Origin of the sequence: Caenispirillum bisanense, from assembly GCF_900230255.1 — a bacterium.
Lineage (GTDB): Bacteria > Pseudomonadota > Alphaproteobacteria > Rhodospirillales > Rhodospirillaceae > Caenispirillum > Caenispirillum bisanense_A.
The window spans coordinates 110,181-122,793 of record NZ_OCNJ01000011.1; the positions used below are offsets into that span (position 1 = coordinate 110,181).

The window sequence follows — 12,613 nt, forward strand, 5'->3', positions numbered from 1 at the left end:
GGAAACTCTCCCTCAGCCCATCGTCTGCCGCTTGACCTTCTTGTCGAGACGGATGGCGATGTTGCCGCCTTTGCGGCCCATGCGGCCGGAAAACATTGGCACGTCGCCGCACCGCATCATGATCGGGCTGTCCGGCGTCGCGTTCAGCATGATACGGCTGCCGACCTTAAGATTCAGTATGTCGCGCAGGCTCATCCACTGTTCGTCGAGCACCGCCTCGAGGTCCACCTCGGTGAACCACATCTCTTCGGCGAGGTGGGTTTCCCAGATGGAGTCGCGGCCGAACTTCTCGCCCATGAACATCTGCAGCAGCAGCTCGCGCACGGGCTCGAGGGTGGCGTAGGGCAGCAGCAGTTCCAGGCGGCCGCCGCGGTCTTCCATGTCGATGCGCAGCTTGGCGACGATGGCGGCGTTGGACGGGCGCGAGATGGTGGCGAAGCGCGGGTTGGTCTCCAGGCGGTCGAACCGGAAGGTCACCGGCGACAGCGGGTCGAAGGCCGCCGACAGGTCGGCCAGCACCACATGGATCATGCGCTCGACCAGATTGCGCTCGATGGTCGTGTAGGGGCGGCCCTCGACGCGCATGGCCGCGGTGCCGCGCCGGCCGCCCAGCAGCACGTCCACGATCGAGTAGATCATGGCGCTGTCGACGGTCATCAGGCCGTAGTTGTCCCATTCCTCGGCCTTGAACACGGTCAGCATGGCCGGCAGCGGGATGGAGTTAAGATAGTCGCCGAAGCGCAAGCTCAGGATGTTGTCGAGCGAGACTTCGACGTTGTCGGACGTGAAGTTGCGCAGGGACGTCGACATCATGCGCACGAGGCGGTCGAACACGACCTCGAGCATGGGCAGACGTTCGTAGGACACCAGCGCCGAGTTGAGGATGGCCTGGATGCCCGACTTTTCCTGCCGCTCGTCGTCGGTCTCGTCGAAGCCGAGCAGGCTGTCGATTTCGTCCTGGTTGAGGACGCGGGTGCTCTCGCGGCCGCCGCCGCCGCCGATGTCGGCCCCGCCGCCGCCGTCGGAGGCGCCGAGCATGGCTTCCCATTCGGCGGCCATGGCGTCGGCATCGTCACCGTCGCCGTCGCCCTCACCGCCGCCACCGCCGCCCCCACCGGCATTGTCGCCACCGCCCATGCCGGCCATGGCTTCCCATTCCCGCATGAGGGCTTCTTCGTCGTCTTGCGAGACCTCGCGCTGGGGATCGTTGTCGGCAGGAACCATGAACCGAAGCCTTTCGCCGGACAGCCAGGGCGGCGCGCCGGGGCGCGCCTTACTGGATCAGCATTTCCTTGAACAGCACGTCGTTGACCTTGGCGGGGCGCACGGCGGCATTGACGCGCGCCAGCAGTTCCTCGCGCAGGCGGTACATGCCCTCGGCACCCTGCAGGTCCTCGACGCGCAGTTCGCGCAGATAGACCTGGAACTGGTCGACGACGCGCGGCAGCAGGGCATCGACCTGCGGCGTGTCGCCCGAGCTTCCCAGCTCCAGCGCCACGCGCAGCTTCAGGAAGGTGCGCCGCCGGCTGTCGGTGGAGTTGATGTCCACCAGCATTTCCGGCAGGTCGTAGAACACCGCGGCACTGACGGGCACGCCCGCCGCCCCGGCTTCGCCTTCCTGCGCCACCGGCGCCTCGGCGGCCGGATCCGACGCCATCATGCCGAGCAGCGGATCGGCCAGACCGGCGAAATACGCCCCGGCCAGCGCGCCCACCACCAGCAGCAGCGGCAGCACGATCATCAGAAGGAGCTTCTTCTTCCCCTTCTTGCGGCCGCCTCCGCCACCACCTTCGTCGGCGTCTTCCTCGAAATCTTCCTCGAGATCCTCGGCCATGGCTCTCCCTTCGGGCCGGACCGCCACCAGGGCGAAGCCCCTTCTGGCCCCCGCGACACGCGAATGCGACAAGACAGGGCCGCCGACCGCGGCCCGATCCCCTCGCAAGGGCACCCCGACCGGCGGCCGAACGGCCGTTTGACTGCGGCATACCCTAGCGCCGCGAAGTTAACAATAGGTTGACCCTCCACCCCCTTCGGGCGGCGGGCGGCAGAAGTTGCCCGGCAAGGGTTGCCACCCGGCGGGGCGGACCCGGCCTCGGCGGCGGAGAAGGCAGGGTTTCCGGGACTGCGACCGTCTGGCACGGCAGATGCATTCCTCGGCGGCGACGGTTCGTCCCGATCAGGTACAAGAGTAAGCGTCATGGAAAATTCGGCATATATCGCTCTCGCACATCAGAACGCCCTGTGGCGCCGCATGGACGTGGTGGCGAACAACATCGCCAACATGAACACGCCCGGCTACAAGGGCGAAGAGCTGATGTTCACCGAGTACCTGACCCGCAGCCTGAACACCGACAGCGCCTTCAAGGACCGCATCGTCTTCCCGCGTGACATCGGCATCGCCCGCGACATGAGCGAAGGCGCCTGGCAGAGCACCGACAACCCGCTCGACGTCGCCATCGGCGGCGAGGGCTTCTTCGTGGTCGAGACCGCCGCCGGCCGCATGTACACGCGCAACGGCCACTTCAAGCTGAACCAGGACGGCCAGATCGTCGGCGCCAACGGCAACCCGGTGCTGTCGACCACCAACCAGCCGTTCTTCGTCGCGCCCAACGAGAGCCAGATCAACATCAGCGAAGACGGCACCGTCTCCACCGAGAACGCCGTGCTCGGCCGCCTGCAGGTGGTGTCCTTCGAGGACGAGCAGAACCTCCGCAAGGAAGCCGGCAGCCTGTTCTACACCGACCAGGACCCGCAGCCGGTGGAGACGCCCAAGCTGCACCAGGGCGTGCTCGAGGGCTCCAACGTCAATGCGGTGGTCGAGATGACGCAGATGATCGAGATCAACCGCTCCTACACCAATGCCCAGAAGATGATCGAGAACGAGAACGAGCGGCAGCGCCGCGCCATGGAAGCCTTCCGCGGTCAGGTCTGACCGGCCTCCCGCCAATAACGAGAACACGAGAAGAGGACCAGGATCATGCGCTCGCTGAACATCGCCGCCACCGGCATGCTGGCCCAGCAGACCAACGTCGAGGTCATCTCCAACAACATCGCCAACATGAACACCACCGCCTTCGCGCGTCGGCGGGCGGAGTTCAACGATCTGCTGTACCAGAACATGATCCGCGCCGGCTCGGCCTCGTCGGACCAGGGCACCATCATCCCGGCCGGCGTGCAGCTCGGCCTCGGTGTGCGCACCGCCGCCGTCTACCGCATCAGCGAGCAAGGCAGCCTGAACCACACCGAGAACACCTTCGACGTCGCCATCAACGGCAAGGGCTACTTCCAGGTCCAGCTGCCCAACGGCGAGACCTCCTACACCCGCGACGGCTCGTTCCAGCTCGATCCCAACGGCACCCTGGTCACCCACGAGGGCTACACGGTCGTTCCCGGCATCAACATCCCGGTGGAGGCCATCGGCGTCACCATCAACGCCTCGGGCGAGGTGCTGGTGAAGCTGGACGGCCAGCCCGACCCGCAGAACGTCGGCCAGATCACGCTGGCGACCTTCGCCAACGAAGCCGGCCTCGAAGCCATCGGCAAGAACCTGTTCATCGAGACCCCGGGTTCGGGCGCGCCCAACGTGGCCGTCGCCGGCTCGCCGGGCTACGGTTCGATCATGCAGGGCTTCGTCGAGAACTCGAACGTCAACGTCGTGTCGGAAATCACCGACCTGATCTCGGCGCAGCGCGCCTACGAGATGAACTCCAAGGTCATCAAGACCTCCGACGAGATGATGGGCACGGTCAACCAGCTGAAGTGACGGGCGCCGCGGCGGCCGCGCCGCGATAAAGCGTTCGGTAAGATTTGCCGGGTTATAACGCCCCGGAAACGTGGTCACACGGAGACCGGGTCATGCCGCGCCTCGCCCTACTGTCGAGCCTCGCGCTCGCCGTCGCCCTCGCGGCGCCGGCGGCGGTGCAGGCTGCCGACGAGCCGGCCCTGACGTCTCCGGTGGCGCTCGATCCCGATGCAGCGGCGGCTGCCGCCTTCGACGCCCAGGCCGCCGCCGAGGCGGCAAAACTTGCCGCCTCCACCCCGCGCGTGCCGACCCTGCGGTCGACCGCCGTGGTCGACGGCCCCTACGTGCGGCTGTCCGACCTGTTCGACGGCGTGCCCGCGAAGATCGACACCGTGGTCGCCCCCGCCCCGCGGGCCGGCGAACAGTCCGTCTATACGGTCGACTGGCTGGAGGCCACCGCCCGCCGCCACGGCCTGGAGTGGAAGCCGGCCAGCCGGTTCGAGCAGGCGACCGTCGTGCGCGACAGCCAGGTGGTCGGCCGCAGCGAGATCATCGCCGCCCTGCGCCCGCATCTGGCCGACCAGGGCATGCCGCCGCAGGCCGACATCGTGCTGACGGCGCGGGACAATTCGGTCTCCATCCCGGCCGGCGCGGTCAATGCGGTCGGCGTGCTGGACACCACCTACGACGCCGTCACGCAGCGCTTCAACGCGGTGATCGAGATCCCCGCCGGCACGCCCAACGCCATGCGCCTGAGCCTGTCGGGGCGGGTTCACCTGACCACCGCCGTGCCGGTGCTGGTCACCAGCATGCGCCAGGGCGAGACCATCGGCCCCCGCGACATCGACTGGGTGACGGTGCGCGTCGACCAGTTGAAGCGCGACACCATCACCGACCCCGAGCAGCTCATCGGCCGCACGCCGCGCCGTCTGGTGCAGGCCGGGGCGCCGGTGCAGAGCTTCGAAGTCGACCGTCCGCGCCTCGTCAGCAAGGGGGCCATGGTGACCATGATCTACTACACGCCCTACATGCAGCTCACCGCCCAGGGCCGAGCCCTCGAACACGGCTCCAAGGGGGATCAGGTGCGCATCCAGAACCTGCAGAGCAACCAGACCGTCACGGGCATCGTCGCCGACCAGAACCTGGTGACGGTGCAGATCGGCCCCTCCGGGCCGCTGCGGTGACCCCGCGGCCCCGAAGGACCATCGGAGAGCAGACCCCATGACCCAGCGTTCCGCCGCCCCGCTCGCCTCCCGCCGCCGCCCGGCTCTCGCCCGCCCCGCCCTGCGCCTGGTGGCGCTCGGCGTCGTCGCGGCCACCCTCACCGGCTGCAACGCCATGCAGCGGCTGTCGGAGGTGGGCGAGCCGCCCAAGATGTCGACCATCGAAAACCCGGTGGAAAGCGCCAGCTACCGCCCCGTCAGCATGCCCATGCCGACGCCGCAGCGCGCCGAGCCCAGCGTCAACAGCCTGTGGCGCCCCGGCGCCCGCGCCTTCTTCGAGGACCAGCGGGCCGACGAGGTGGGCGACATCCTGACCGTGGTGGTGAACATCCAGAACGAGCGGGCGAACCTGTCCAACGCCACCTCGCGCTCGCGCGACGCCAACGAGAGCGCCGGCCTGCCCGGCCTGCTCGGCTTCGAGAGCCGGCTCGGCGCCATCCTGCCCGACGAAGTGGACCCGGCCAACCTGATCGGCGCCGAGAGCGAGTCCGGCTCCACCGGCACCGGCACCATCCGCCGCAGCGAGACGGTGGACGTGAAGCTGGCCGCCGTCGTGCTGCAGAAACTGCCCAACGGCAACCTGGTGGTGGCCGGCCGGCAGGAGGTGCGGGTCAACAACGAACTGCGCGAACTGGCCGTCACCGGCGTCGTGCGCCCGCAGGACATCAGCTCGGCCAATACCATCACCGTCGACAAGATCGCCGAGGCCCGCATCTCCTACGGCGGCCGCGGCACCATCTCCGACGTGCAGCAGCCGCGCTACGGCCAGCAGATCTTCGACATCATCTTCCCGTTCTGAGCCGCCCCCGCGGCGGGCCGACAGGGCCGGAGGCGCACGCCGCCTCCGGCCCTTTTTGCGTTCAGGCGACCAGCGTCGCGGCGATGCCGCACATGACGACGCCGATGCCGGCGTCGAGCACGCGCCAGGCGGCGGGCCGGGCGAACACCGGCCGCAGCAGGCGGGCCCCGAAGCCGAGGGCGAAGAAGAACACGAAGGACGCGGTCGCGGCGCCCAGCCCGAAAGCCCCCTTCTCCGCCCCGAAGGGCGCGGCGATGGAGCCCAGCAGCACCACCGTGTCCAGGTAGACGTGCGGGTTGAGCCACGTCAGCGCCAGACACGTCCCCACCGTCGCGCCGAGCCCGACCGACGCCGCATCCGCCGTCGGCGTCAGCGCACCGCCGCCGGAGCGGACGGCCGCCCGCAGGCTGCGCAGGCCGTAGACCACCAGAAAGGCCGCACCGGCATGGCGCATCACCGGCTCCAGCCACGGCAGCCATTGCGCGGCTTGGCCGAAGCCGGCCACGCCGGCGGTGATGAGCACGGCGTCGGACACCGCGCAGGTCAGGCAGACGGCGAGCACGTGTTCGCGCCGCAGGCCCTGCCGCAGCACGAAGGCGTTCTGCGCGCCGATGGCGACGATCAGGCTGAGGCCCAGCAGGAAGCCAGGCAGGAAGGCGGAGGCCATGATGGCGGGTCTCCTCGTGCGGGGGACGGAGGCGCCTTCCCTAGCACGGCCCGCTGCATTAGCATCCTTAAACGATCTTCAGTCGATTAAGGAAAACTGAACCGTGCTCGACTACGCCCTGCTCGCCGCGCTGGCGGCCGTCGTGCGCACCGGCAGCTTCGAGCGGGCGGCGCAGCAGCTGCACGTGACGCCGTCCGCGGTGTCGCAGCGGGTGAAGCTGCTGGAGGAGCGCCTGGGGACCATCCTGGTGGTGCGCGGCGCGCCCTGCACCGGCACGGCGGCGGGGCGTCGCCTGTGCCAGCACGTGGAGCGCGTGGCGCTGCTCGAACGCGAGTTGCAAGCCGACCTGCCGGGCACGCCCGAGAGCGCGCCGCCGGTGACGCTGCGCATCGCCGCCAATGCCGACAGCCTCGCGACCTGGTTGATCGGCGCCATGGCCGAGGCGGGCGACTGCCTGTTCGACCTCGTTCTCGACGACCAGGACCACAGCGCCGACTGGCTGCGCCGCGGCGACGTGCTGGCGGCGGTAACCGGCAGCGCCAAGGCGGTGCAGGGCTGCGACAGCGTGCCGCTCGGGGCGCTGCGCTACGTCGCCACCGCCAGCCCGGCCTTCGTCGCGCGCTGGTTCCCGGCGGGCCTCGACGAAGCCGCCCTCGCCCGCGCGCCGCGCCTCACCTTCAACAGCAAGGACCGCCTGCAGGCGTTGTGGACCCGGCAGGCGATCGGCAGCGACGTGACGGCCCCGACCCACTGGCTGCCGTCGTCGCAGGCCTTCGTCGATGCCGCCCTGGCCGGGCTCGGCTGGGGAATGAACCCGGAGATGCTGGTGGCCGACCACCTGCGCAGCGGCCGGCTGGTGGCCCTCGCGCCCGACCTGCCGCTCGACGTGCCGCTCCACTGGCAGCGCAGCCGCATGGCCAGCAGCACGCTGGCCGCCGTCACCCGCGCCGTCGTCGCCCGGGCCCGTGCGACCCTGCGGCAGGACTGAGGGACTCGGCACGAAAAACGCCGGCCCCTCCCTGCGGAGGGGCCGGCGTTTTTCGTGTATCGGTCGCGCCCGGTGACCCGGCGGCCGACGTCAGTCGGTGCGGTGGGTGCGTTCCATGCGCTCGTGACGCTCTTGCGCCTCGATGGACAGGGTGGCGATGGGGCGGGCTTCCAGGCGCTTCAGGCTGATCGGCTCGTGCGTTTCCTCGCAGTAGCCGTAGCTGCCGTCCTCGATGCGGCCGAGGGCGGCGTCGATCTTGGCGATCAGCTTGCGGGCGCGGTCGCGGGTGCGCAACTCCAGCGCGCGGTCCATCTCGGCCGAGGCGCGGTCGGCCAGATCCGGTTCCTGGAGGCCGCCTTCCTGCAGGTGCTCCAGGGTTTCTTCCGCTTCGCGAAGCAGTTCCTGCCGCCACTTGAGCAGCTTCTGCCGGAAGTACTCCCGCTGGCGCTCATTCATGAACGGCTCGTCGTCCGACGGTCGGTAGTCGGGCGGAAGCGTGACGGTCATGCCTGTTCTACCCTGTTCGTTATATAGGAAGTGGGGGATGTATATCGACACGCGATGCAGGGAGCAAGCACCCATTTGACGGGGCGGTATTGCCACCGCCGGTCGCGCCGGTACGGCGCGCCGCGGGCCGGCGGCTGCTACGGGCGGGACAGCTTGGCGAGTTCCACTTCGGCGCGCAGCTCGATCTCGTCGAGCAGGGCGCCGAGCTGCGGATCCTCCGCCTCCTCCCGCCGGTCGCGCACCATCTGGGCGAGGGCTGACAGGCGCTCCTTGGGGACCGAGCCCATGAGCAGGCCGACGCGCAGTTCCTCCAGCCGATCGAGGATGTCCTCGCCGCGCTGGACCATGGCGCGCCGCTTGGCCGGCCGGTCGGTGGCGTCGGGCGCGGCGTCGACCATCTGCAGGGCGAGCAGGCTGTCGAGGCCGCCGAGGCTCGGCGCGCTCTCGACCGGACGCGGATCGTCTGCCCGCGCTTCGTCCGTGAAGCGGCGCAGCGCGCGGGCGAACTCGGCGCTCTTTTCCTTGCCGGTCTTTTCGGTGCGGCGGCCCTGGGGCGAGCCGCCGGGACCCACGCCGGAAATCTTCATCCGCGTCAACCGTACGTTAATGTCACACGCTTAGATTCTAGGGCGGCCCATCGCGGGACGAAAGAGGGAATCCGGTGCATCCGGTCGGCAATGTTTGCCCAGTGCGGGCGGCGCGGCACGACCCGGATCGACGGCGGAGGCCCGGCTTTCCACCGCGGAAGCTGGCATGGCTTTCGCATGAGCCGAACGCTGCGGCACCTGTCCGGACGGTGCCGCGACGACGAGAGGATCGAAGAGTGACCCGCATCCGCTGCGCCCTGCCCCGCCTGCGCCGCACCGTGGCCCGCCTCGCCGCCGTGGCGCTGGCCTGCCTGTGGCTGGCCGAACCGGCCGCCGCCGCCGCCTCGCGCATCAAGGACATCGCCGACTTCGAGGGGGTGCGCAACAACCTCCTGGTCGGCTACGGCCTGGTGGTCGGCCTGGACGGCACCGGCGACGACATCAAGAAGATGCCGTTCACCCGCGAGTCCCTCATCAGCATGCTGGAGCGGCTCGGCGTCAACACCCGCGACGCCCTGCTCGAGCCCAAGAACGTGGCCGCCGTCATGGTGACCGGCGAGCTGCCGCCGTTCTCCCGCCAGGGCAGCCGCATCGACGTGACCGTCAGTGCCCTCGGCGACGCCGACAGCCTGCTCGGCGGCACCCTGCTCGTCACCCCGCTGCTGGGCGCCGACGGCGAGGTCTACGCGGTCGGCCAGGGCCAGGTGCAGGTGGGCGGCTTCAAGGCGCAGGGCCAGGCGGCGACGGTGACCAAGGGTGTGCCCACCTCCGCCCGCATCCCCAGCGGCGCGCTGGTGGAACGCGAGATCCCCTTCGACATGCGCGAGCTGAACCAGGTCAAGATCGCCCTGCGCAACCCGGACTTCACCACGGCGCGGCGCATCGCCCAGGCCATCAACGCCTTCCTCGGCACGCCGGCGGCGCAGCCGACGGACCCCGCCACCGTGCAGGTGGTGGTGCCGCCGGGCATGGACGTGGTGAGCCTGCTGACCGACGTGGAACAGCTGCGCGTCGAGCCCGACCAGCTGGCCCGCGTGGTGATCGACGAAACCACCGGCACCATCGTCATCGGCGACAACGTGCGCGTCTCCCGCGTCGCCATCGCCCAGGGCAGCCTGACCATCCGCGTCACCGAGACGCCGCAGGTCAGCCAGCCGGCCCCCTTCTCGGAAGGCGGCCAGACGGTGGTGGTGCCGCGCACCGACATCCAGGTCGACGAGGATACCGAGGCCAAGCTGAGCGTGCTGGAAGGCGGCGTCAGCCTGCAGGAACTGGTCAACGGGCTGAACGCCCTCGGCATCGGGCCGCGCGACATGATAAGCATTCTCCAGGCCGTCAAGGCCGCCGGCGCCCTGCAGGCCGAAATCGAGGTGATGTGATGACCACGACCGGACCGCTCGGACAGAACCCCTACGACCTGCTCAGCCAGAGCACGCTTTCCAAGGCGCGCCCCGGCTCCGCCAAGACGGTCGAGCAGGCCCGCAAGACGGGCGAGGAATTCGAGGCCATGTTCCTCGGCCAGATGCTGCAGCACATGTTCGCCGGCATCGAGACCGACCCCGAGTTCGGCGGCGGCGCCGGCGAGGACATGTGGCGGTCCATGATGGTCGAGCAGTACGGCAAGGAACTCGCCAAGAACGGCGGTGTCGGCATCGCCGAGGCCGTCATGCGGCAGCTGCTGCAGAACCAGGAGGTCGAGAAATGAGCGGTCCCGCGCGTCCGCCCGGCCCGCCGCGCCCGCCCGGCGCCGGCCCCGCCGCGCCCGGCGGCCCTGCTGCTCCCGGCCGTCCCGCCGCCCCGGGCGGTCCCGGCGCCCCTGCGGCGCCCGGTGGTCCCGGCCGTCCCGGACCGGCCGCCGGTCCGGCCGGTCCCGGTGCTCCGGCGAGCCCGCCGCGTCCCGGCGGCCCGGCGACGCCGGCCGCCACCACCGCTGCGACTCCCGCCGCGGCCGCGACTCCGGCTCCCGCCGCCGGCCCTGCCGGCCCTGCCGGCCCGGGCCGCCCCGGCCCCGGCGGACCCGCTGCCCCCGGCCGTCCCGGCCCTGCGGCGCCCGGCGGTCCGGCGCGCCCCGCCACGCCCGGCGCGGCCCCTGCGTCCGTGACCCCGAACGCCGCGCCGGCTCCGGCCGCCGCGACTCCGGCGACCGCCGCGCCTGCGCCGGCCCCCGCCGCCGGCCCTGCCGGCCCCGCCCGCCCGGCCGCGCCCGGTGCGGCGCCGGTCGCCGGTGGTCCGGCCCGGCCCGCCGCTCCCGGTGCCGCCGGCCCCGCCGCCGCCAAGCCGGGCGCCGCCGCACAACCGGCGGCCCAGGCGACTCCGGTCGCGGCCAAGGCCGAGCCGGCCGCGCCCGCCGCCGAGGCGCCCGCCGCCAAGAAGAAGGAGCGGCCGGTCATTATCCCCGACTGGCCGACCCTGCCGCTGCCGGCGACCTCGCCCAACGCCACCTATCCGATCTTCGCCGAGCTGTTCGACCTGATGCACGAGCTCTACGACCTGCTGAAGCGGGAGACGGCGAGCATCCAGGCGCGCGACTTCGACGCCGTCAGCAAGTACGCCCTGCGCAAGGCCGGCCTGACGCGACTCTACGAGGACAGCCTCGCCAACCTGAACAAGCGCGAGGACCTGAAGAAGAAGCTGACGCCCGAGGAGCGCGAGGCGGTGCTGGCCGGCGGCAAGATGCTGCGCGAGGCGGCCGAGGAGAACATGAAGGTCCTGCAGGCCAACATCAGCGCCGTGTCGGCGGTGATCGACACGGTGGTCGAGGTGGCCAAACAGATGAACTCGGACCTTCTGTCCACCTACGGCGACACCGGCGTCATGCGCGACAACACCGTGGAGCGCAGCCGCAAGGCCATCTCCATGAACAGCGAGATCTGACGCCGCCGAGGGGCGCGTCAGGGGGACGGAAGGGCGCGGCGGCCGACAGGCCCGCCGCGCCCTTTTCGTTTGCCGATCGGCGCGGGGCGGTGGCACGGTAATTTCTGCCGGGTGGTCAAACCTGCCCGGCGGAATCGGCAGCGGCCTCCCGCCCCGGCACCACCACCGCCCCGAAGCGGCACCATTACGGCCACTTTCATGGTGCGGGCGGCCGTCGTTTCCTGGCATGGTGTTTGCTCCATCCGGTGCGGAGCCGAGGCTTACACGCGGTAATCGAATGTTAAGCCGGAAGGACTAGGCTCTTTGCTGGTATCCGTGGAAACGTCCACCACGGGACAAGGAGTGACGACGATGACTGCTGGTGCGTATAAATCAGCCTACGCTGCTCAGGGTGCCTACCAGTCGATGCAGACTGCGGCCGAAGACCCGCGGTCCCGCGAGTACCGTCTGTTCATCCAGGTGACCGCTCAGCTCGAGCGCGCCGCCGAGGAAGACGAAGTGAACGGCACGGTCGGCCTGGCCCTGCACGACAACCGCCGCCTGTGGAACGCCCTCATGGAAGACCTGAGCGGCGACGGCAACCAGCTTCCCAAGGCGTTGAAGGCGCAGCTCATCTCCCTCGGCATCTGGGTGAATCGCCACAGCTCCGAGGTTCTGCGCGGCGAAGCCCATGTGCAGCCGCTCATCGACGTGAACCGCATGATCATCGGTGGCCTGGCCCTGCAGCAGGAGGCGCAATCCGAGGTGCTGGAGGCCGTCGGTGGCATTAAAGCTTAACCTGAAGCCGGGCGAGAAGATCGTCATCAACGGCGCGGTCATCGTCAACGGCGACCGCAAGGCCTCCCTCGCGGTGAAGAACTTCGCCAACATCCTGCGTGAAACCGACGTCATGCAGGAAGAGGACGCCGACACGCCGACGAAGCGGGCTTACTTCGCCGCGCAGCTCATGCTGCTCGACCCGGAGCACCGGACCGACTACGAAGAGCCGTTCCGCCGCCGGATGAAGGACCTGCTCGGCGCCTTCACCAACGTGGAAATCCTCGGCCTTCTGGAGCAGGCACTGCAACATCATGCCGACGGCGACCATTACAAAATTCTCGCCGTGCTCCGAAAGGTGATAAAGTACGAGGAGGTCCTCCTCCAGGCCATCGAGGCACGCCCGTTGCCGCCGCTGATGGAAGTGGAAGAGAACCCGCGTACCAAGGAAGACCGGTAGGGAAGCCCAG

General features: G+C 69.9%; 15 protein-coding genes. 10 read left to right on the forward strand and 5 right to left on the reverse strand.

From position 1 onward, the window contains the following. Positions 1 to 12: 12 nt before the first annotated feature. The gene (gene fliM / locus CRP50_RS20645; RefSeq protein ID WP_097281087.1) at positions 13 to 1,224 is read right to left on the reverse strand and encodes a flagellar motor switch protein FliM; all 1,212 of its coding nucleotides are present in this window, start codon (positions 1,222 to 1,224) and stop codon (positions 13 to 15) included. Positions 1,225 to 1,273: 49 nt separating this feature from the next. Beyond that, positions 1,274 to 1,834: a flagellar basal body-associated FliL family protein gene (locus CRP50_RS20650; RefSeq protein ID WP_097281088.1), complete on the reverse strand. Its 561-nt coding sequence runs from the start codon at positions 1,832 to 1,834 to the stop codon at positions 1,274 to 1,276. A 363-nt stretch (positions 1,835 to 2,197) separates the two neighbouring features. Here CRP50_RS20650 and flgF point away from each other — a divergent pair, with 363 nt between their 5' ends. The 4 genes from flgF (at position 2,198) to flgH (ending at position 5,764) form a co-directional block, all read left to right on the forward strand. After that, positions 2,198 to 2,932, forward strand: a complete 735-nt coding sequence (gene flgF, locus CRP50_RS20655; protein ID WP_097281089.1) for a flagellar basal-body rod protein FlgF — start codon at positions 2,198 to 2,200, stop codon at positions 2,930 to 2,932. A 45-nt stretch (positions 2,933 to 2,977) separates the two neighbouring features. Further along, complete coding sequence (flgG, locus tag CRP50_RS20660) at positions 2,978 to 3,763, forward strand: flagellar basal-body rod protein FlgG (protein WP_097281090.1); 786 nt, start codon at positions 2,978 to 2,980, stop codon at positions 3,761 to 3,763. 92 nt (positions 3,764 to 3,855) lie between these two features. After that, entirely contained in the window at positions 3,856 to 4,926 is a 1,071-nt protein-coding gene (gene flgA / locus CRP50_RS20665) for a flagellar basal body P-ring formation chaperone FlgA (protein ID WP_097281091.1), read from the forward strand. A gap of 37 nt (positions 4,927 to 4,963) precedes the next feature. After that, on the forward strand, positions 4,964 to 5,764 hold the full coding sequence (flgH, locus tag CRP50_RS20670; RefSeq protein WP_097281092.1) for a flagellar basal body L-ring protein FlgH: 801 nt from the start codon (positions 4,964 to 4,966) through the stop codon (positions 5,762 to 5,764). Positions 5,765 to 5,825: 61 nt separating this feature from the next. Here the strand turns inward: flgH and CRP50_RS20675 are convergent, their stop codons facing one another. Then, positions 5,826 to 6,431, reverse strand: a complete 606-nt coding sequence (locus tag CRP50_RS20675; protein ID WP_097281093.1) for a LysE/ArgO family amino acid transporter — start codon at positions 6,429 to 6,431, stop codon at positions 5,826 to 5,828. A 103-nt stretch (positions 6,432 to 6,534) separates the two neighbouring features. On the opposite strand from CRP50_RS20675, the gene CRP50_RS20680 reads away from it, so the two are divergent. Continuing rightward, on the forward strand, positions 6,535 to 7,419 hold the full coding sequence (locus CRP50_RS20680) for a LysR family transcriptional regulator ArgP (protein WP_097281094.1): 885 nt from the start codon (positions 6,535 to 6,537) through the stop codon (positions 7,417 to 7,419). Positions 7,420 to 7,509: 90 nt separating this feature from the next. Here the strand turns inward: CRP50_RS20680 and dksA are convergent, their stop codons facing one another. Both dksA and CRP50_RS20690 read right to left on the reverse strand, forming a co-directional pair. Continuing rightward, positions 7,510 to 7,926, reverse strand: a complete 417-nt coding sequence (gene dksA, locus CRP50_RS20685; protein ID WP_097281095.1) for an RNA polymerase-binding protein DksA — start codon at positions 7,924 to 7,926, stop codon at positions 7,510 to 7,512. 137 nt (positions 7,927 to 8,063) lie between these two features. Beyond that, positions 8,064 to 8,513 (reverse strand): flagellar assembly protein FliX, encoded by a 450-nt coding sequence (locus CRP50_RS20690; RefSeq protein ID WP_097281096.1) that lies wholly within the window; start codon positions 8,511 to 8,513, stop codon positions 8,064 to 8,066. Positions 8,514 to 8,758: 245 nt separating this feature from the next. Here CRP50_RS20690 and CRP50_RS20695 point away from each other — a divergent pair, with 245 nt between their 5' ends. The 5 genes from CRP50_RS20695 (at position 8,759) to flbT (ending at position 12,603) form a co-directional block, all read left to right on the forward strand. Continuing rightward, positions 8,759 to 9,892, forward strand: a complete 1,134-nt coding sequence (locus CRP50_RS20695; protein ID WP_416045217.1) for a flagellar basal body P-ring protein FlgI — start codon at positions 8,759 to 8,761, stop codon at positions 9,890 to 9,892. Further along, a complete protein-coding gene (locus CRP50_RS20700; RefSeq protein ID WP_097281098.1) occupies positions 9,892 to 10,218 on the forward strand; it encodes a rod-binding protein in 327 nt (108 codons plus the stop codon). Before CRP50_RS20695 ends, CRP50_RS20700 begins: the two co-directional genes overlap by 1 nt. Before the next feature lie 392 nt (positions 10,219 to 10,610). After that, positions 10,611 to 11,387, forward strand: a complete 777-nt coding sequence (locus tag CRP50_RS20705; protein WP_097281099.1) for a hypothetical protein — start codon at positions 10,611 to 10,613, stop codon at positions 11,385 to 11,387. A gap of 351 nt (positions 11,388 to 11,738) precedes the next feature. After that, positions 11,739 to 12,164, forward strand: coding sequence for a flagellar biosynthesis regulator FlaF (gene flaF / locus CRP50_RS20710; RefSeq protein ID WP_097281100.1), 426 nt, complete (start codon positions 11,739 to 11,741; stop codon positions 12,162 to 12,164). Next, positions 12,148 to 12,603: a flagellar biosynthesis repressor FlbT gene (gene flbT / locus CRP50_RS20715; RefSeq protein WP_176525284.1), complete on the forward strand. Its 456-nt coding sequence runs from the start codon at positions 12,148 to 12,150 to the stop codon at positions 12,601 to 12,603. Before flaF ends, flbT begins: the two co-directional genes overlap by 17 nt. Positions 12,604 to 12,613 lie beyond the last annotated feature (10 nt).

Coding starts and splice junctions, on each gene's coding strand:
- fliM (WP_097281087.1), bottom strand. CDS start 1,224: ATGGTTCCTGCCGACAACGATCCCCAGCGCGAGGTCTCGCAAGACGAC.
- CRP50_RS20650 (WP_097281088.1), bottom strand. CDS start 1,834: ATGGCCGAGGATCTCGAGGAAGATTTCGAGGAAGACGCCGACGAAGGT.
- flgF (WP_097281089.1), top strand. CDS start 2,198: ATGGAAAATTCGGCATATATCGCTCTCGCACATCAGAACGCCCTGTGG.
- flgG (WP_097281090.1), top strand. CDS start 2,978: ATGCGCTCGCTGAACATCGCCGCCACCGGCATGCTGGCCCAGCAGACC.
- flgA (WP_097281091.1), top strand. CDS start 3,856: ATGCCGCGCCTCGCCCTACTGTCGAGCCTCGCGCTCGCCGTCGCCCTC.
- flgH (WP_097281092.1), top strand. CDS start 4,964: ATGACCCAGCGTTCCGCCGCCCCGCTCGCCTCCCGCCGCCGCCCGGCT.
- CRP50_RS20675 (WP_097281093.1), bottom strand. CDS start 6,431: ATGGCCTCCGCCTTCCTGCCTGGCTTCCTGCTGGGCCTCAGCCTGATC.
- dksA (WP_097281095.1), bottom strand. CDS start 7,926: ATGACCGTCACGCTTCCGCCCGACTACCGACCGTCGGACGACGAGCCG.
- CRP50_RS20690 (WP_097281096.1), bottom strand. CDS start 8,513: ATGAAGATTTCCGGCGTGGGTCCCGGCGGCTCGCCCCAGGGCCGCCGC.
- CRP50_RS20700 (WP_097281098.1), top strand. CDS start 9,892: ATGACCACGACCGGACCGCTCGGACAGAACCCCTACGACCTGCTCAGC.
- flaF (WP_097281100.1), top strand. CDS start 11,739: ATGACTGCTGGTGCGTATAAATCAGCCTACGCTGCTCAGGGTGCCTAC.